The 19,103-nt window shown below is 67.7% G+C and carries 16 protein-coding genes and 1 pseudogene; 3 read left to right on the top strand and 14 right to left on the bottom strand.

What is annotated here, in order from left to right; all coding sequences use genetic code 11:
* The first annotated feature begins 10 nt into the window (after positions 1 to 10).
* Complete coding sequence (locus AS97_RS42600) at positions 11 to 1,204, top strand: cytochrome P450 (RefSeq protein WP_059147379.1); 1,194 nt, start codon at positions 11 to 13, stop codon at positions 1,202 to 1,204.
* A 161-nt stretch (positions 1,205 to 1,365) separates the two neighbouring features.
* On the opposite strand, the gene AS97_RS42605 is transcribed toward AS97_RS42600, so the two are convergent.
* The 5 genes from AS97_RS42605 to AS97_RS42625 all read right to left on the bottom strand — a co-directional run bounded on the left by AS97_RS42605 (position 1,366) and on the right by AS97_RS42625 (position 6,474).
* On the bottom strand, positions 1,366 to 2,421 hold the full coding sequence (locus AS97_RS42605; RefSeq protein ID WP_312846934.1) for a serine hydrolase domain-containing protein: 1,056 nt from the start codon (positions 2,419 to 2,421) through the stop codon (positions 1,366 to 1,368).
* Positions 2,422 to 2,753: 332 nt separating this feature from the next.
* Complete coding sequence (locus tag AS97_RS42610; protein ID WP_210566789.1) at positions 2,754 to 4,091, bottom strand: serine hydrolase domain-containing protein; 1,338 nt, start codon at positions 4,089 to 4,091, stop codon at positions 2,754 to 2,756.
* A 313-nt stretch (positions 4,092 to 4,404) separates the two neighbouring features.
* Complete coding sequence (locus AS97_RS42615; protein ID WP_059147380.1) at positions 4,405 to 5,217, bottom strand: SDR family NAD(P)-dependent oxidoreductase; 813 nt, start codon at positions 5,215 to 5,217, stop codon at positions 4,405 to 4,407.
* 32 nt (positions 5,218 to 5,249) lie between these two features.
* Positions 5,250 to 5,684 (bottom strand): SRPBCC family protein, encoded by a 435-nt coding sequence (locus tag AS97_RS42620; RefSeq protein WP_210566790.1) that lies wholly within the window; start codon positions 5,682 to 5,684, stop codon positions 5,250 to 5,252.
* A gap of 1 nt (position 5,685) precedes the next feature.
* Positions 5,686 to 6,474: an SDR family oxidoreductase gene (locus tag AS97_RS42625; protein ID WP_059147382.1), complete on the bottom strand. Its 789-nt coding sequence runs from the start codon at positions 6,472 to 6,474 to the stop codon at positions 5,686 to 5,688.
* Positions 6,475 to 6,611: 137 nt separating this feature from the next.
* Here AS97_RS42625 and AS97_RS42630 point away from each other — a divergent pair.
* Positions 6,612 to 7,071: pseudogene (locus AS97_RS42630) on the top strand (helix-turn-helix domain-containing protein); the annotation flags it as partial.
* 139 nt (positions 7,072 to 7,210) lie between these two features.
* On the opposite strand, the gene AS97_RS42635 reads toward AS97_RS42630, so the two are convergent.
* The 9 genes from AS97_RS42635 to AS97_RS42675 all read right to left on the bottom strand — a co-directional run bounded on the left by AS97_RS42635 (position 7,211) and on the right by AS97_RS42675 (position 16,961).
* Positions 7,211 to 9,877, bottom strand: a complete 2,667-nt coding sequence (locus AS97_RS42635; RefSeq protein ID WP_059147387.1) for a SpoIIE family protein phosphatase/ATP-binding protein — start codon at positions 9,875 to 9,877, stop codon at positions 7,211 to 7,213.
* 512 nt (positions 9,878 to 10,389) lie between these two features.
* Complete coding sequence (locus AS97_RS42640; protein ID WP_059147388.1) at positions 10,390 to 11,115, bottom strand: substrate-binding domain-containing protein; 726 nt, start codon at positions 11,113 to 11,115, stop codon at positions 10,390 to 10,392.
* A 7-nt stretch (positions 11,116 to 11,122) separates the two neighbouring features.
* Complete coding sequence (locus tag AS97_RS42645) at positions 11,123 to 11,935, bottom strand: TIM barrel protein (RefSeq protein ID WP_247204673.1); 813 nt, start codon at positions 11,933 to 11,935, stop codon at positions 11,123 to 11,125.
* Positions 11,932 to 12,327, bottom strand: a complete 396-nt coding sequence (locus tag AS97_RS42650; RefSeq protein ID WP_201724615.1) for a RidA family protein — start codon at positions 12,325 to 12,327, stop codon at positions 11,932 to 11,934. The genes AS97_RS42645 and AS97_RS42650 overlap by 4 nt, the downstream gene beginning before the upstream one ends.
* Positions 12,328 to 12,379: 52 nt before the next feature.
* Positions 12,380 to 13,246 (bottom strand): alpha/beta fold hydrolase, encoded by an 867-nt coding sequence (locus AS97_RS42655; protein WP_059147390.1) that lies wholly within the window; start codon positions 13,244 to 13,246, stop codon positions 12,380 to 12,382.
* Between the two features lie 90 nt (positions 13,247 to 13,336).
* On the bottom strand, positions 13,337 to 13,981 hold the full coding sequence (gene otnC, locus AS97_RS42660; RefSeq protein WP_125755464.1) for a 3-oxo-tetronate 4-phosphate decarboxylase: 645 nt from the start codon (positions 13,979 to 13,981) through the stop codon (positions 13,337 to 13,339).
* Positions 13,978 to 15,246 carry a 3-oxo-tetronate kinase gene (gene otnK / locus AS97_RS42665; RefSeq protein WP_125755462.1) on the bottom strand — a complete coding sequence of 423 codons (1,269 nt, stop codon included), beginning with the start codon at positions 15,244 to 15,246 and terminating at the stop codon, positions 13,978 to 13,980. Before otnK ends, otnC begins: the two co-directional genes overlap by 4 nt.
* 56 nt (positions 15,247 to 15,302) lie before the next feature.
* The gene (locus AS97_RS42670) at positions 15,303 to 15,971 is read right to left on the bottom strand and encodes an aspartate/glutamate racemase family protein (RefSeq protein WP_059147393.1); all 669 of its coding nucleotides are present in this window, start codon (positions 15,969 to 15,971) and stop codon (positions 15,303 to 15,305) included.
* A 63-nt stretch (positions 15,972 to 16,034) separates the two neighbouring features.
* Positions 16,035 to 16,961 (bottom strand): glutamate cyclase domain-containing protein, encoded by a 927-nt coding sequence (locus tag AS97_RS42675; RefSeq protein WP_059147394.1) that lies wholly within the window; start codon positions 16,959 to 16,961, stop codon positions 16,035 to 16,037.
* A gap of 681 nt (positions 16,962 to 17,642) precedes the next feature.
* Here AS97_RS42675 and AS97_RS42680 point away from each other — a divergent pair.
* A complete protein-coding gene (locus tag AS97_RS42680; protein ID WP_059147395.1) occupies positions 17,643 to 18,992 on the top strand; it encodes an MFS transporter in 1,350 nt (449 codons plus the stop codon).
* Positions 18,993 to 19,103: the final 111 nt, after the last annotated feature.

Genomic DNA, 19,103 nt, shown 5'->3' on the forward strand with positions numbered 1-19,103 from the left:
GAGGATGACCATGTCCGTTGACCTCGCCTGGCTGGACAACATGACCTTGGCCGAGTTGGAGACCGGTGCGGACCGTATCTTCTCCCGGCTGCGCAAGGAGGCTCCGATCGCCTGGGTACCGGCGCTCAACGCGTGGATCGCCACCACCTGGAGTCACTGCCGCGAGATCGCCGAGGACGCCGAGCACTTCCGGGGCGGCACGAGTCCCGCGCACGATCGCGTGTTCGGTCAGCCCAACGTGCTGAGCGCGGAGGGGCAGACGCACGGCGAGCTGCGGCGAGTGATCGACCCGCCTTTGCGTCCGCGTGCTTTCAAGCCGACCCTGGACACCACCGTGCGGGCGGCGGTTCGTGCTCGCTTGGACGAGCTGGCCGGGCGAACACACGTCGATCTGCTGGCCGACTATTTCGAACCGGTCAGCGTGCGCTGCGTGGCGGACCGGTTCGGGTTCACCCACATCAGTACCGATCGGCTCCAGCGCTGGTTCCACAGCCTGTCCCACGCCGCGGCGCGCGGTCTGGTCGACCCCGAGGCGTACAAAGGGGGCGACGCCGCCGCGGCGGAGATCCGTGAGGTTGTCGAGGACATGGTTGAACGGCTCCGCGGCCGGCCGGACGAATCGGCGATCTCGCACTGGCTGCACGACGGCATGCCCGATGGCGAGGTGCGCAGCATCGAGCACATGCTGCCGTCCCTGTTGATCATCTTGCTCGGAGGGCTCCAGGAGCCGGGCCACGCCTGCGGGTCCACCTTCCTGGGGCTGACGACCCGACCCGAGCACCTCCGTCGGGTCGTGGAGAACCCCACCCTGCTCCCGAAGGCCGTCGCAGAGGGGCTGCGCTGGTTGTCGCCGCTGTTCAGCGGGGCCTCCAGGGTGCCGAACCGCGACATTGAGCTGTCCGGTGTGCGGCTGCGTCAGGGTGACACGGTGTGGCTGTGCTACGGCTCGGCGAATCACGACGAGGCCGAGTTCGACCGGCCGGAGATGTACGACCTCGACCGGCCTGCGCATGGTCATCTGGCTTTCGGCACCGGCCGCCACGCATGCTCCGGCAGTGCCTTCGCACCGCAGATCGCACGCATCGCGCTGGAGGAGTTGCTCGCTCGCCATCCCGGTATCCGTCTCGAACCCGATCACGAAATCATCGTCCGCGGGTGGATGTTCCGGGGGGCCACCGAACTACCCGTTCGCATGCCGCGCTGACCACGGAAGAGCCGGGCGGCGTCGCGATATTCGTTCCGCGCTCGATCGGTTGGGGAAGCAGAGACGTTCCGCGCACCACCCCAGCCGGACGGGCGGGGAACCGCCGATGGCGACCGCGAACGGCCGCCATCGGCGCGAGGACCCGACACCGATCGGGCGGATCACTTACCGCAGAGGGCAGTGTCGACGAAGTCGATAACGTGGTCCGCGGCGGTCTGCTGACCGGCCTGGTCGGTGGGTAGGGCGTTGGGCAGTGCGGTGACGGTGACCGAGACGGCGCGGCCGTCTTCGGTGGCGCCGCCGCGGGTTTCGTAGCCGGGGATGTCACCGCCGTGGCCCCAGACGAGGCCCCCGCAGCTCAGCGGGGTACTGATCAGGCCGAGTCCGTAGCGGGCCCCGGGCCAGAGATCGGAGGCCGGGACGGTGGTGCGCATCTGCTTCAGCTGCGCCGGCTTGAGGAGCTTGCCGCCGAGCAGGGCGGAGTAGAAGCGGTTGAGGTCGCTCGGGGTGGCGACCATCTGTCCGGCGGCCCACGCCCAGGACGGGTCCATCTCGGTGATGTCGCGCATCGGATCGCCGGGCTTCGGCACGTGATAGCCCCGCGGATGAGGTCGCCGAATGTCCTGGTCGCCGATGCCGGGGAAGTAGGTGTGGCGCAGCCCGGTGGGCTTGATGACCCGCCGCGTTATCTCCTCGGCCACCGGGCGGCCGGTGACTTTCTGGATGAGCAGGCCCGCGAGGAGATAGTTGGTGTTGCTGTACTCGAACTTGCTGCCGGGGGCAAACTTCGCCTTCTCGGCCAGCGCCAGGTCGAGCAGGTCGCGCGGTTCGGTGTAGGTGTGCCGGCCCTTGAAGAAGTCACCGCCCATGGCCGCGACGTAGTCGGGCAGGCCGCTGGTGTGCTGCAGCAGCTGCCGCACCGTGATGTGGCGGCCATCGATGCCATCGCCCCGGACGAGCTGCGGTAGGTACGTCTCGATCGGTGCGTCGAGGCTGACGCGGCCTTCGCCGACCAGCTGCAGGACGACCACGGCGGTGAAGCTCTTGGTGGTGGATCCGATGCGTACCTGCCCGTCGGCCGGCACCTTCGTCTTGTCTTCCCGGTCGGCGACGCCGGCGGTGTAGTCATGGGTGCTGCCATCGCGACCGCGGACAGCGGCCAGGGCCGCGGGAAACGCGTCGTCGCGCACCAGGCGGTCCATCCGCCGCTGCACCACATCGTGACGCTGACTGGCCTGATCCCCGGATGCCGACGCCGACGATTCGCAGCCCACGATGAGACTGCCCAGCACCGCCAGTGCGGCCGCCGTCCTGGCCGCTCGTCGGTGCCTGGACGGCGACGGGGTGTGAACAGACTGTACAGCGTGGCGATAACGGGACACGAAGAACACTCCTTGCTGGTGCCCTGCCCGGCAGGGCGGGGGTTGAGCCGTGATGAGCCATGGGGCTTCTCCGGCTGCTGTGGGGGGTGAGGGTGCGCGGTAGCCGACGGTGCGGCAGATCATGCGCACCGCGCGGTACGGGCGATGTGACACGTCGTTCGGGTACGTCAGCCCGGCAAAGCCGTGCTCTGTGTGGCTGTACCGGGGAGGGGCTCGCCGAGCATGCGGCAGACCGCGGCGTCCACCAGGGGCCGGTACGTGGCGGCGGCCTTCTGTTCGCTGAGGCCGAAGACGGTGGTGGTGAGGATGGCGACGGTGCGGTGGCCGGTGCTGTCCGTGTAGTTCTGGCTCGCGTAGCCGGGGATGCCACCGGTGTGTCCCCATACGGTGCCGCACGGGGTGCGGACCTCTTCCAGACCCAGCCCATACCTGGTGGCCTCCGGCGCGGCGGGGTCTTCCGGGACGGTCGTGCGCATCTGCCTCAGCTGAGCCGGGGGCAACAGCTGGCCGGACATCAAGGCGGTGTCGAAACGCGCCCAGTCGGCCGCGGTGGAGACCACGGCCCCGGCGGCCCAGGCCCAGCTCGGGTTGATCCCGGCCGTGTCCACGTGGTCGTCGTGGCTCGGACCCGCGAAGGACGTCCCCGGGGGCATGCCGGGAGGCAGCAGGGGGCCCAGATGAGCGGCGTCGGGTTCATAGCCGTGCGCGTGCGTCCGGTCGTCGCCGGGCCGCCAGGCGGCAGTGGTGGCGAGGTAGGTGTGGGTCAGACGCAGCGGTTGGACGATCCGCTCGTCGATCAGGTCGGCCACGCTACGGCCGGTGGCCTTCTCGAGCACCATGCCGAGCGCGATGTAGTTGGTGTTGCTGTAGGACCACTTCTTGCCGGGAGTGAACAGCGCCTGGTGCCTGGTGGCCAGCGCGAGCAGTTCTTCGGGGGCCCACTGCCGCTGGTCCTGGCCGGTGACCGAGGCGAGGCCGGCGGGGTCGTCGGTGTAGTCGTACAGGCCACTCGTGTGGTTGAGGAGCATGCGTAAAGTGATCGCGCGTCCGCCGGGGACCAGGCCGGGCAGCCAACTCTCCACCGAGTCGGTCAGGTTGACCCGGTGCTCGGCGACGAGTTGCAGGATCAAAGTGGCCACGAGTGTCTTGGTGTTGGAACCCATGCGGAACTCGTCGTCCACCGCGAGCTTGTGGTCGGCCACGGTCCAGGGGGCCTGCCCGACGGACTCGACAGCCGGACCATGACCGTCGTCGATCCGCACCGCCACTCCCGGAACACCGGCGTCCACGGTCTGCCGGACCAGCGTGGCCAACTGGTCCGCTCGCGCCGCTACCGCGCCGGCGTGACCGGTATCGGCCGACCACGCGTCAACCCGCGCCGCCTCGGTCCGCACCGGTGCGGCCGAGGCCGCGACCGCCGCGCCGGCCGTGGTCAGGCAGGTGGCCAGGGTCAGCGTCAAGGCTGCCCGCAGACGGCGACGCGACACCGGCGCTCGCTCAGTCATGAGATGTCTCCGTGGGGTGAGATATGGCCCGACCGGGCCGGCAGTGGATGAACGTCGAGGCCGGGCCGGTGTCGAACAGTGATCACTTTGGTCGACAGTGGCCGTCCCGTCGATCCGGCCAGCAGCAGCATGCGGGTGGGGTTATCCCCACTCGGTCCCAGTTCAGGCTTCGGCGGAGTAGCGGGGGCGCCACGCCGGACCATGGTCCGAACCGCATACCCCCGCGACCGCCGTCAGACACTGATCACGGGGTGGGGCTGCCCGGCGGCGCGCGAGGGCTGAGCGACCAGAGAAATCGGCGCACAGGTCGGGGTCAGCGTCCGATGTGGTGGCCGCCTTCGGCGGGGATGACGGCGCCAGTGGTCCAGCGGCTTTCGTCGGACAGCAGGAACAGGGCGGCGCGGGCCATGTCGTCGGCCAGGGCGATCTGGTTCATCGGGGACTTGGCGGCCAGGTGCTCCTGGAATTCGATGGGGAGCATGTCCCACATCTCGGTGCGGGTGGAGCCCGGTGCGAGGGAGTTGACGCGCACGTTGGAGGAGGCCAGTTCCAGGGCCGCGCTCTTGGTGAGCCCGTTGACGGCCCACTTCGACGCGACGTACTCCGAGATGCCTGCCACTCCCACCATGCCGCCGATGGAGGAGACATTGACGATCGAGCCGCCCCCGGCGGCGAGCAGCGCGGGGATCTCGTGCTTCATGGACAAGAAGACGCCCTTGGCGTTGACCTCCATGACCCGGTCGTACATATCGGTGTTCTTCTCGTGCAGCGGTGTGCCGTCGCTGGTGATGCCGGCGCTGTTGAGCGCGCCGTCGAGGCGACCGAACCGCTTGACCGCAGTGGCTACGGCGGCTTCCACCGTGGCCTCGTCGGTCACATCGAGCGGCACGGCGATGACCTGGTTGTCGGCGGTCGACAGCTCGGCCGCCAGCGCCTGGAGGCGGTCGGTGCGCCGGGCGCCGGCCACGACGTGTGCCCCCTCGGCGGCGAAGCGACGCGTGGCGGCTTCGCCCATGCCGGCGGACGCGCCGGTGATCAGGATGACCTTATCCGCCAGCCGGCGGGCCTGGATGGTCACGGGCGCGGGGTGGTGATTGGGGTGGGACGACATGATGGTGTTCTCCAAACGTAAGAGATATGGGTGATGCGCAAGCGAGCTCAGTGGTCGAGCGCGGTCTTCAGTGCCTGGGCGGTCGTGGGCCAGACCGTCTCGCGGCTGACGCGGGTGACGAGAAGCGCGGCGTCACTGTCCGCGACGCCGTAACCGCCCTGCCAGGTGATGGCTGTCTGCCCGTCGGCGGGCTGCAGTGAGACGGTGGTGCGGGAGGTGGAGACGGGGATGGGTGGGTCTCCCCGGAAGCTGTAGGTCAGCGTCATCCGGGCGTGATCCAGCTCGTCAAGACGTTCGGTCACCGTGCTGCCATCGGTGAGCGACAGTTCACGTACGGCACCCGTCCGTCCGGATGTACCGCCCGCCAACCGGCTACTGTTCACCTGCGGGTGCCAGTGCATGTCCTCGAAGGCAGCCAGGAGTTGCCAGACCGCTTGCGGGTCGCCTTCTATGACAGCGGTGTATTCGACCGTGATGTCCACGTCAAATCCAGCTTCCGCCGTTGACGACAAGAGCCTGTCCATTGATCCATTCGGCCTCCGGCAAGGCGAGGAATCGCGCCACGGAGGCGATGTCACTCGGCTCACCAAGGCGTCCGGCGGGCGCGGAGGCGGCGACGTACTGCGTCATCTCAGGGCTGAGGACGCCGTCCCCCGCAGCGAGGAAGCCGTCACCGACAGCGCCGGAGTGAATGCTGTTGGCAGTGATGCCCCGCGAGGCGAGTTCCTTGGCCAGTGTGCGGATGGTGGCGTTGGCGCCGTTCTTGCTGGTGGCGTAGGCACCGAAGCCGGCGCCCGCGCTCTGGGTGGAGCTGCTGGAGATATTGATGATGCGACCGCCGTCGGACAGCCGGCGGGCAGCCTCGCGCAGTACGTAGAAGACCGCGCGGGTGTTGACGGCGAGCACGCGGTCGAACTCGGCGTCTGAGATCTCGGCTACTGGCTGCAGCCGCGAGGCGACGCCGGCGTTGGCCACCACGATGTCCAGGCCGCCGAAGTGTGCGATGCCCAGGTTGAACAGCTCCTGCACACTGCTGCTGCGAGTGAGATCCGCAGAAAGCGGCAACACATCGACACCGCGCTTGCGGATCACCTCCGCGGCCTCGTGTGCCTCCGTCTCCCGGCTCCGGTAGTGCAGGACGATATTCGCCCCCTCCTCCGCGAGCGCTTCGGCGATGGCCCGGCCGATGCTGCGCGGTGCCCCGGTGACCAGTGCGGTCCTTCCGCCCAGGCGGCGGCCGCCAGGGCCTCGTGGCCCATTCGATTGATGCACGATGACGCTCCTCGAGAAGGGCGGCCGCCGATCGCGGTCGCCTCCACATCACCGTGCCCGCCATCCGCTGCCGGCACGAGAGGCCGCTTCTGCCTAGGACTGACAGGGCGATGCTCACCCGCTGTCTCTGGGCGACGATGGACACGTGGATCGCATCGAGTTCGCGCGTTGCCGGCCTCACTGGCGGGACCGCTCAACCCTGCGTGGGACTCCCCGCGAGCAGCCTGCGGCACGCGCCCGGGCTGCGCCGCGAAGAAGTCGCACACCTCGCCGGACTGTCAGTGGACTACCTCGCCCGCCTTGAGCAGGGGCGCGCCGGCAACCCGTCTCCCTCAGTGCTGGAGGCTCTGGCACGGGCATTGCGACTGACCGATGACGAGAACACCCATGGTCCACCGGATCGTCGACCGGCTCGCGGATACACCCGTCATCGTCCTGGACGAGGCATGGCAGCTCGTCGCCGCCAATCCGCCGGCCACCGCGCTGCTCGGCGACATGCTCGGTGAACCGGCACGCCGGCGCAACCTTTTGTGGCGGCACTTCACCGGCATGCCGTCCCGGGTCGTCGCCGCCCCCGAGGAGGACGCCGCCTTCGAGCGGGCAGCGGTCGCTCCCGTGGTGGTGCACCAGGGCGTCGCGTACGTCAGCGACCGGCGTCCCTGGAAGACCGCCGGATCGCCTATAACAGCGAGCCGCACCCCGCGAAGCGACACCTTGATTCTCTGCCAGTCGTTGGTCACAGGAGCGGATCCTCCCACTGCTCCAAGAGGGACTCCACCGTCCCCTGTGTGCCTGCCGCGCCGTCGTCGAGAGTCTGCTCGGCCCAGATCACCTTGCCGTTCGGCGTGTAGCGGGTTCCCCAACGCTGCGCGAACTGGGCGACGAGGAACAGGCCGCGCCCGCCCTCGTCGGTGGTCTTGGCGCTGCGCATGTAGGGCGATGTGCTGGAGCCGTCGGACACCTCGCAGATCACGGTGCGGTCGTACAGAAGGCGAACGGTGATGGGTTCGCTGCCGTAGCGGATGGCGTTGGTGACCAACTCGCTGAGGATCAGCTCGGTCGGGAAGGCGGTCTCCTCCAGCCCCCAGTCGGCCAGCTGCCGGGCGACCCGGCTGCGGATGGAGGCGACGGCGGCAGGGTCGGCGGGTACGTCCCAGGTGGTGACCTGTGTGGAGGCGAGCATGCGGGTTCGGGCCATCAGCAGTGCGATGTCATCGCTCGGATCGTCGGGTACCAGTGCGTCCAGTACCGCCTGGCAGGTGTTGTCCATGCTGCGGTCCGGATGGCCTGCCAGGGCGCTGCCGAGGAGTTCGAGACCCGCGTCGATGTCGCGGTGGCGGTCTTCGACGAGGCCGTCGGTGAAGAGGGCGACTTGGCTGCCTTCGGCAAGCTGGAGTTCGACGGCCTCGAAGGGCAGGCCCCCGAGGCCGAGGGGCAGGCCGGCGGGCAGATCGGGAAATTCCACGGCGCCATCGGGATGGACGATGGCGGGTCCCGGGTGTCCGGCCCGTGCCATGGTGCATCGACCGGAGACCGGATCGTAGATGGCGTACAGGCAGGTGGCCCCCGTGGCTCCTTCGCCCGTACTCTCGGTCGTCCGGTCCTGGTCGATTCTGGCGACCAGCTCGTCCAGGCGAACGAGGAGATCGTCGGGGGCCAGGTCGAGGGCCGAGAAGTTGTGCACCGCGGTGCGCAGCCGCCCCATGGTGGCCGCTGCGTGCAGTCCGTGCCCGACAACGTCGCCGACCACCAGGGCGACTCGGGTGCCGGGCAGCGGGATGATGTCGAACCAGTCGCCGCCCACACCGGCCCGGGCGGGCAGATACCGGTACGCCACTTCCAGAGCGCTCTGCTCGGGCATGCCGCCGGGAAGCAGACTGCGCTGCAGGGTGACGGCCATGGTGTGCTCTCGGGTGTAGCGGCGGGCATTGTCGATGCACACCGCCGCACGGGCGGCCAGTTCCTCGGCGAAGGACAGATCCTCCTCCCCGAATAGCTCGGATTGGTCAGCGCGCCAGAAGTCGACTGCCCCCAGCACCACCCCGCGGGCCTGCAACGGCACAGTGATCAGCGAGCGCACGCCATAGTCGAGGATCCTTTGGGTACGTTCCGGGTCCTGAGCCTTCCAGCCGGGCGCTGCATGCAGGTCGGCCTCGAGGGTCGGGCGGCCGCTCGCCATACCCAACGCAGTCGGCGCCGCGGGGACAAACCTGACCAGCTCGCCCACCGGGTAGAACGGCGGATCATCCCGGATGCCGCAGAAGGCCGTGCGGCGCATCTCGCTGCTTGGCCCGACCGGCTCCTCACCGCGCAGAACGGGGTCAAGGAGCTCTACGGTGACGAAGTCGGCGAACCCAGGGACTGCCACTTCCGTCAGTTCCTCGGCAGTACGCACCACATCGAGGGTGGTGCCGACCCGGACACCAGCGTTGTAGAGCAGTTGAAGCCGCTGGCGGGTCTCCTCGGCCCGGCCGGCGAGCGCATGCAGCTCGGTGGTGTCCCGCAGCGTCGTCACGCTCCCCGGCGGGCCTCCTTGACGGTCGGTCGGCCGAACATTGACCGCCAGTAGCCGGTCACCGGCTGGGCACACCTTGTCCGTGGCCTCACGACCGGAGAGCAGCAGCTGCGCGATTCCAGGAGCCAGGCCAAGGTCGGTGACCGTCCGTCCTTCCACGTCCGCGGGCAGCTCCAGCAGCCGTCGGGCCTCGTCGTTGGCCAGCAGCAGCCGTCCGTCGCCCTGGACGATCACCACCCCTTCGCGGACCGCGTGCAGTACGGCGTTGTGGTGGTCGTACATCCGTGTGATCTCGGCCGCGCCCAGGCCGTGCGTCTGCCGTCGCAGCCGCCGGCTCGCCAGCACAGAACTGCCCGAGGCGAGAAGGAGTGCACCCGCCGCCGAACCCAGCACCACCGGCAGCTGTTCTGCCACCATGGTGTTCACCCTCTTCATGGTGATCCCGGCCGAAACCAGGCCGACCAGCTTGCCGTCCGGCCTGGTCACGGGCACAGAGGAGGTCATGCTGACGCCTGTGACCGTGGGGAAGCTTCTGATGAAGGGCCGATTGGCCCGCGCGGCGTCGAGTGTTTCCTCGTACGGGCCGACGATGTGCTTCCCGATCTTCTTGGGGTCGGGGTGCGTGTACCGGATCCCAGCCGTGTTCCACACCACGATGTAGTCGAGGCGAGCGTTCTTCCGGGCAGCCTCTGCGAGCGGCTGCAGCACGTGCGTGGGATTCCGGTCGGACAGGGCTTCGATCATGCCGGGCGAGTGCGCGAAAGCCTCGGCTGCGGCGAGTGTTCGGTCTCGCGCATCCCGGGTGCTCTCGCGCCGAGCCTGCAGCACAAGGGCTGCTACCGCGGCGGCGACGAGCAGGACAATGAGTATGACCTGTAGGACCAGCATTTGGCTCGCGACACTGCGCGTGTCAAGCAGGGAGCGAAGAGAACCGGTCGCTGAGCGTGCTTCTGGTGGTGTCAGGTCTTTTTTACGCCGCGTAAATGAGCGGAAATTTACCTCCATATCGCATTTTTACCACTCCTCGGAATTTTGGTGACTACTGCCGACGCCGATCGAATACTCCAGGATGCCTGGGGCCGGATAGTCGGCGCCTTTCACCTCTACGTCCGGGCTCGTGACGCACTGGGGTGCGAGGAGGGCGACTGGCGCCGAGGTGGTCTGCTCCAGGCGGCCCATGGCATGGGTATGACGCGCGCGTCCATTTTCCGGGTCGACGGCCGGTGGAGAAGTGCCTCGTCGACAGCGTTGATCACCTCCCGGAGGGTGACATCAGGTGCGGGTCGTACGAGGTCCCGACACATGGTGCGGCAGCACGATTGGTCGACGGCATTCAGGCGACGCTGCGTGAAGCGCTGGACACGGACAGAGGTGACTGTCCTTGTTCCCGTAGCGGGCGCTCAGCTCTCTGTCGAGAGCGGGGCCTTGAGACCGAATGCCCCGTAAGCCGTACGTGCCCGCTCGGAGCCGAGAAAGCACACCAACTCCGACGCGGGGGACCACTCGGCCGCAGCCGTGGACGGCGCGATGCTGAACTCGGTGTCGTGCGCGGCGTCGGCGGGGAAGGGACCGACCACATCGACGCCGGGGACGGTCATCAACTCACTCACCTGCTGCACCGCCAGGTCTGCCCTGCCGTCCAGCAAGGTGGCGGCGGCAAAGCCCTTCTGCACGATCGTGGCCCGTGCGTTCACCGCCTCCGCGATGCCGAGTCGGCCCAGCAACTGAGCGAAGTAAATGCCGCTGGCCCCCGTTCTGGAGTAGGCGACCGAACGGGCGCCGAGCAATGTCCGCACCAGGTCGTCGACGGTCGCGATCAACGGTCGCGGCGTCCGCGCCCGGACGGCGAGTCCGATGCCCGTTCTGGCGACCGGCAGGCGCGCCCGACCGTCGACGGTTCCCTGAGCCGACAATTGCCGGATGTCATCGGTAACGGCGATCAGGACATCGGGGACCTCTCCGGAGTGGATACGCTCCAACAGCACCGATGTCGGATCGAAGTCCGGCTGGACGCCGATGCCCGTCTCCTCGGTGAACTCTCTGAGCAATCGCTGTTCCAGGGCGGCTTGCACCGCCAGGGTGCTGAAGAGGGATACCTGCCTACCAGCGGAGACCTGTCCGCGCATGGCTTCTTCACCCTTCCTCTGTATGGATGAACCGCGTCAGCCACCCGAGCCCCTCGGCGGTACCGTTCGCGGGGCGGTACTCGCAGCCGATCCGGCCCACGTAACCGAGTGACCGCAACCGGTCGAAGACGAAATCCCAGGCGATCTCCCCACTGCCGGGCTCTGCCCGCCCGGGCACGTCCGCGACTTGGAGGTGCGCGATCGACGGCAGGAACGTCTCCAGCCGGGTGGTGATGTCGCCTTGCTGAACCTGACAGTGGTAGACGTCGAAGAGGATGCCGACCTGGTCGTTGCCGATGGCATCTACCACACCCGCAGCCTGCTCCTGGGTATTCACGAGATATCCAGGAATATCGCGGGAGTTGACCGCTTCCAGGACCAGCCGGACACCGGCCGTGGAGGCGAGCTGCGCGGCCCATGCGACGTTTGTGACGTATTGCGAGAAGGCCGTGTCCCGCTGGACCTCGGGTGGCCTTACTCCGGCGCGCAAGTGGACCAGTGGGCACTCCAGCTCGACCGCGTAGTCGAGCGCCTTGGTAATGCCGTCGCGGAACTCCCGCACCCGGTCGGGCAGACACGCCGTTCCCGCGAATGTGGAAGTTCCCGGAGGCCCCACCGGGCTGTTGATCAGCGCTTGGCACAGTCCCGCCTCCTGCAAACGGCGTCGCAGCGTGAGCGGTGAATGGTCGTACGGCGACGCATACTCCACGGCACTGAATCCGGCCTCGGCCGCGGCGGTGAAGCGTTCCTCAAAGGGCACTTCACCGAAGAGCCAGCCCAGGTTCGCGCAGAAGCGCAATCCTTTGTCCACTGTGGTCACGGACCAGTGACGGCGGCGACGACTTCGATCTCGACGCAGGCGCCGTGCGGGAGTTGAGCAACCCCGATGGCGCTGCGGGCGTGCCGCCCGGCCTGGCCGAGGCTTTCGATGAAGACTTCCGACGCCGCGTCGATGACCCTTCCGTGCGCCGTGAAGTCCGGTCCCGAGGCGACGAATCCCGTTATCTTGAGGATGCGCTGGAGTCGGCGCCCTTCGGTGAGTTCCCGGTTCAGGACATTGAGGCACGCCTGTGCGCAGAGCCGTGCCGCCTCGCGCGCGGAGTCCAGGTCGACATCCGCCCCCACTTTTCCGTGATAGGCGATCTGACCGTCCTTCCGGGGGAGCTGGCCACTGACGTACGCGAAGCCTTCATGTACCACGAGCGGGGTCACATAGCCGCTGGGGGCGGATGCTGTCTTGTTCGCTGTTGTCATCGTCTACTCCCTAAGCCTTGAGATCATTGACAAAGCCGGAGATTTCCCGTGCGAGCGCTTCGGGTTCTTCCTCCGGGATGTAGTGACCGCTGCCGGCAATGACGCCGCCGCGCACGTTTTGGGCCAGTGGCCGCATGCTCTCGTAGAGATCCGGCGCGGAACCGACCTCACCGCCGAGGGCGAGCACCGGGACGTCGATCTTCCGCCGCATCAGCGGGGTGTTCTGCTCGATGTCCTCCAGGACCGCGCGGTAGTAGCCGAGCATGCCCCGTAGTCCGCCCGGGGTCTGGTACACGCGCTCGTACTCGTCGATGTCGGCGTTGCTGAAAGTGGTTCGCCAGTTGGCGGTCTTACGGCTGAAGAACCATTCGATGAGGATGCGCTCGCGCCCCTGGAGCAGTGCCTCGGGCAGGTCGGGGATCGGGTTGAACAGGAAGTGCCAGTTCCGCCAGTTGTCCGGGCCGAGCGTGATCGTCGGCCGTAGCGTGACACCCGGGATGTTGCCGTCGAGGAGCACCACTCCTCGCAGGTCGGCGGCGAACTGATGGGCGTAGGCGTACCCCACCCAGGCGCCGATGTCGTGCCCGACCAGCACGTACCGGTCCTCACCGAGGACCTTCAGCAGCGAGCGCAGCCGCTTGCCGGTCGTCAGGGTGTCGTAGCCGTCCACCGGCTTATCGGAGTCCCCCTGTCCAGGGAGGTCGACGGCGATCACATGGAAACGGTCCGCGAGCAGCGGCATCAGGCGCCGCCACGCGTAGGAGCTTTGCGGGAAACCGGCGACCAGTACGATCGTGGGTCCTTCACCGGCCTCCACGATGTGAAACCGGAGGTCGTCCGCCCACACCATACGGTGCTGGAGCTCGATATCACTCATCGCTGTCCTCTCAGGAACTGTTGTCGGGTATGGCAGTCGGCCATGCGGTGCGGTAGGCGCGCCCAGGAAGCCGCCTACGAGGAGGTGAGGTCAGCGACCACGGTCGAGTTGTGAGACCTCTTGGTCGCTGAGAGCGCGAGTCGGTATTCCGCGCAGGAGCAGGAAGAGCTTCGCCGTCTCCTCCAGCTCTTCGATCGCCGCCGCCGCGGATTCAAGAGTCGCGCCGCTGACGATCGGCCCGTGGTTGGCAAGCAGGATCGCGTGGTAATGGGCGGCGAGGTCGTAGATCGCGGTGGCCAGCGCCGGGTCACCGGGCCGGTAGTAGGGGACGAGGGGCAGTCGGCCGATCCTCATGGCGAAATAGGCGGTGAGCGGCGGAACACACTCGACCGGATCGAGCCCCTCCATGCAGGACACCGCCGCCGCGTAGGTCGAGTGCAGGTGAACGATGCCACCGGCGTCCCGTCGCTGCCTGTACAGCGCCAGATGCAGGAGGCTCTCCTTGGTCGGGCGGTCTCCGCCGACGTGGCGCCCGTTCTCGTCCAGCTTTGACAGCCGATCCGGATCAAGAGTGCCCAGACTCGCGTTGGTGGGCGTCATCAGCCATCCGTCACACACCCGCACACTGAGGTTGCCGCTGGTCCCGGTGGTCAGTCCGCGGGCGAACAAGGATGCGCCCAGCGTGGTGAGCCGTTCCCGTAGCTGAGATTCGTGCCCTTTCGTGATCAGGTTCATGGCAGCCGCTCCCAGGCGTCGAGGAAGAAGTCGCGCGAGCCGAAATTCCCCGACTTCAGCGCGAGCGCGAGTGGCCGAGGAGTGCCAAGCGTCCACGTCCACGGGACTCCTGGACTGATCTCGGGCCCTATGACCAGCCCCGTAACGCCAAGTGACCCGACGACCGCACCCGAGGTCTCCCCGCCGGCGACGATCAACCGGCCGACCCCCATGTCGACGAGGCCCCGAGCGATCGAGGCGAGGGTGTCCTCGATCCGTGAGGCGGTGTCGTCCGGAAGCCGTGACTTCGCCGCTGTGACATTCCGCGCCGGTTGCGTCGCGTGCAGCAGGACCGGACCATCCGCCAGGAGTGGGCGGGCCCAGCGCAGTGCCGCTGTGACGACGTCCTCGCCTCGGACAACCGCGCAGGGGTCGACGGGGAAGGTCGGGTACACCGCGCGCGCCGCCTCGACTTGGGCGTTCGTCGCCGCTGAGCAACTGCCCGCGATGACGGCCCGTGCCCCACCGAATGGCACCGGGGCGTGGGGATCACCGTCGGTGAGACCATGTGGCCGGGCACGGGGAGTCTCCGTGAGCCCGATCGCGAGCCCAGAACTCGCCGTGACCAGCGGCAGATCGGCGCACGCGCGGCCGATGGCGAGGAGGTCGTGGTCGTCGGTGGCATCAACGACCGCGAATCGGATTCCCGCCGAGCGCAACGCGTCGAACTCTGCGCGGATCCGCTCCGGCCCCTGAGCCACGGTTCCGTGGCCGACCAGACCGACTCGCGAGGCAGTCTGCCGCCGCATCAACCGCACCACGTTCGCGTCATCCATCGGGGTCAGGGGATGCTGACGCATGGAAGTCTCGTCCAACGGCGCATCGCCCACGAAGAGCCGGCCGTCGCGGACGGTTCGGCCGTTGGCCGGGAGCGCTGGGCATATGACGGTGAAATCCATGCCGAGGGCGTCCAACAAGGCGTCCGCGACCGGGCCGATGTTGCCCGCCGGGGTGGAGTCGAAAGTCGAACAGTACTTGAAGTAATAGCGTTCGCAGCCGATCTCCCGCAGCCACCGCAGTGCGGTGAGGGACTGTTCCACCGCGTCGGCGACCGGCGCCGTGCGGGTCTTCAACGCGATGACGACCGCCTCCGCGCCCGACCGCACAACCTCCTCCCCGGTCTCGGGGACGCCGATGACCTGCACCGTTCGGATCCCCTGCGCCACCAGCGCGGAGGCGAGATCGGTACCGCCTGTGAAGTCATCGGCGATGCATCCGAGCAACATGCCCGCGCCCCTTTCCGATCACGTCGGCCGACGGGCCCGCAGGGGGACAGCGGCGGTCACGCGGCGGCATGGACGGCCTCCTTCAAGGCGAGGACGGCTGTCTGTGGAGCGGTGTAGACGGGCACGCTCACCCGTGCGCGGACCCGCTCCACCGCCTGCGAGGTGGAGAAATGGGCCAGGACGATGGCGTCGCAGCCGGAGAGTCTTGGTGCCTGCTCCGCGACCAGCCGGTTGTGTGAGCCTGCGTCCCCCGCACGCAGCAGCTCGATCGCGGAGTCGACGACGATCGATCTGAGCTTCGCAGGGGATCCCAGACGTTCCGCCTCGGCGGCGAATTCGTCCTCCATGGTCGGGACCGAGGGTGCGAATGTGGCAAGCATCCCGACATCGGTGCCGCGCGCGAGCGCCGCCCGGAACATCGCCTCGTTCGGTTTGACCACCGGCACGGGCAGCAGAGCCGCCGCGCGGTCTATCGCCGGACCGAACGCCGAACAGGTCGCCAGGATGCCGTCGGCGCCGGTGCGGTAGGCATAGCGCACCAGATCCACAAAACGTTCGGTCAACTCCTCAGCCAGCTCTGTCTGACGTGCCCGCTCGGTGGTGAGCCCGTCATCGAGCAGATTCGTCAGCTCGGCCTCGGGCCATTCTCTTGCGAACGCGTCATGGACGGGCGCCATGGCGACCGGCGTCGCGTGGATGAGGACAATACGTGCTGTGCCTGTCATTGCTTTCTCTGCTCTGTATGTCACACCGGTTGCCGCCCGCTGGCGGGCGGCTGAATCGGCTGGTCAGGAACTCTGTGACAAAACGGCCGTGATGGACTCGATGATCTCAACGTGGTCGTCGAGTGGAAGCCTGTCGATCGTCATCTGCAACTGGCCGAGCCGATCGACACGGCTGTCGTCGATGGCCTGGCCGATGGTGACCGCCGCGGTGAGGACGTCGTGCTCGGACTGCGCGTGGAAGTGCTTGAGCAGGCACGGGGCAAGATCGGGCCGCAAGCTCGCGACCGCTCCGAGCAACCCGTAGGCACCCCAGTTGGCGACACCGGAGACGATCAAGTGGTCGGCGCCGGTGCGCGCGGCGACCAGGGCACCGTTCGGAATGTCCTCCTCGACGATTTCCCGGGGCAGTAGCCCCATGCCGATCTCGTTGCCGCCGTCACCGATACCGATGGTGGTCCAAGGCGAGCTCCAGCCGTCATCCTCGAACAGATAGTCCAGCGGCGCGGTGTCATCCGAGATGTCCCACCCGTGCTCGCGGTGCGCCCTTCCATCGGCGCCCAGCGAGCAGCGCTCGATCGCGATGAGGTGGGTGAGCGGCTGCTCCGCCGACTCCAGACGTCCGCGCAGGCTCCGCACGGCGTCGGAGTCCACCGATACAACCTCCAGTGCGACCCTTCCCGGCAGCACACCAGTGACGGCCCATACCGCCTTGGCGCACGGCGCGTCGGTGATCACCGTGACGGGGATACCGGCCTCGATGAACCCCGCGGCGAGCTGTCCCATGCCGTTCAGGCCGTCTGTCTCAGGTGACGGCGGTTCCGCGTGCCGGACGAAGAACCCGCACACGATGCCGATGTGCGGCGAGGGATGGTCCGCTATCGACTGGGCGGCGCGCTCCAGATTCCCCTGTGCGAACGCGACCAGCCGACTGATGTCACGGCGCACCGTACGTCCGACGATGCCTTCGATCTCGGTGATAGGCGTTGGCATTTACCCTCCAAGGCGTGGCGTATACTTAACGTATATGTGGCGCCCGGGTGTGTCAACCACACTCCGGACCGGCCGGTGCGCAGCCGAACCGCCGATGGACCGTTCCCCAACTGTTCGCGGAAGGGGTGCGCTGGGAGGGTCGAAGGCTGCGTGGTGCCGGCGCTCCTGCTGCGCCATGAGCGCGCGGTCCCACACCGCCGGCTCGGTGCCCGACCGTGCCGTGCGCGGCCGGACCGAGCCGCATCCCCGCAGCTCACGCCCCACCTGCGAGACCGGCCGCGTCGGCCCCACCCGGTCGAGCGCTCGCACCGGATCGACTCCGAGGAGTTCTGCCGCCTCCTGGACGGCGTCACCCTCCACGATGCCGAGGTCTTCGACGACACGCGGTGCGGTGCCCTCCGAGCAGCCCAAGCCGTGTACCCCGGGGTGTCTGGCCGCCGGAAGTTCAGTGCGCGGCGTTCGATGGCGATGAGGTGGGTGGGTGGATGGGCGCCGTCGTTACGGTGCTGTGCCCCGTCTTCGCGATCATGGCTGATTTTCGCCCAGATGACGTAAATATACGCGACGTATATTACTGGGAGTGACGGGGTCGGCGCCCGGGTTGGTCGGATGGATGTGGGCCCTTGACCTGACACTCAAGGCATATATACGTTCCGTATACCTCGTTCTGCTGGAGGCAACATGCCTGAAGAACTGCTCCCCCGCCCCTCGGATGTGGGCGTGAATCCGCCACCCCCGCAACGTCGACAGATCGCCAACGCCTTCGCGGCCAGCCTGTCGGGCACCGCGCTGGAATGGTATGATTTCGGGATTTACTCCGCGTCGGCCGCGCTTGTCTTCCCCGTTCTGTTCTTCCCCGACTCCAGTTCCGCAGCCGCAGAGCTGTTCGCGTTCTCCACCTATGCCGTCGGCTACATCTCGCGCCCGTTGGGGGCGTTCGCACTCGGGCGGCTCGGTGATGTCATCGGACGCAAACAGGTCATCGTCCTGACACTGCTGTTGATCGGCGCGGCCACGTTCGTCATCGGCTTGCTGCCCACGTACGGCACCATCGGCATCGCCGCGCCGATCCTGCTGGTGTCGCTGCGATTCGCGCAGGGAGTGGGCGTCGGCGGAGAGCTGGGCGTGGCTCCGCTGTTGTCCAGCGAGTTCGGCGCCCCGGAACGGAGGGGGCTCTGGTGTTGTGCGCCGCAAATCGGTCCGCCGGCCGGGAATCTGCTGGCGAACGGGATGCTGGCCCTTCTCACGGTGTCGATGTCACACGACGCCTTCCTCTCATGGGGCTGGCGAGTCGGGTTCCTGACGTCTGCGGTCTTGGTCGGGGTCGGACTGCTGATCAGGCTCCGGCTCGAGGAGACGCCGGTGTTCCGCGCCATCCGCGACAAGGGGGAGAGCCCGTCCGCTCCCGTCCGTGAGGTCTTCTCCACCGAGCGGCGTGGCCTCATCGCCGCGTCGTGTGCCCGGGTGGGACCGGACGTCACTTACGCCCTGTTCGTTGTGTTCAGCCTGGTCTACGGCACGAAGGAAGCCGGCTTTACGTCACAGCAAGTGCTGATTGCGGTACTGATCGGCTCAGCCACGCAACTCGTGCTCATCCCGCTCGCCGCGGCACTGTCCGACCGCGTCAACCGCCGCCGGATGTACGCGGTGGCCGCGGCACTTGCGGCCATCTGGCCGTTTGTGTTTCTGCCGGCCGTTCTGAACGGTTCATTCGTCGTCCTCGTCGGCGGGATCGTGGTCGGGTTGGGTCTGCATTCATTCATGTACGGACCGCAGGGCGCCTTCATCACCGAGCAGTTCTCACCCCGTCTTCGCGCGAGCGGCAGTTCGCTGGCCTTCGCGATCGGCAGTACGTTCGGCGGCGCCATGGCCCCGCTGGCGTTCACGGCCCTCTTGAGCTGGCAGGGAACGTGGCTGCTCCTCGCCGTATACAGCGCTCTCGCCTGCGCGGTCACGATCGCCGGGACTCTCTGGCTAGGTCGTGACTACGACGCGGAGGAGGAGCGCCAGTTCGCCGAGAGTCTGCTCTGAGAAGCATTCCGCTTGCCGGCCGAAAGGCTTGGCCGGCCGAGCACGATTCCCGTTCCGGTGATGCGTAGTCGGGACATAACGGCAGGGCTTCCTGGTAGCTCGGGATGAGGT

The sequence above is a fragment of the Streptomyces sp. AgN23 genome (assembly GCF_001598115.1).
Lineage (GTDB): Bacteria > Actinomycetota > Actinomycetes > Streptomycetales > Streptomycetaceae > Streptomyces > Streptomyces antimycoticus.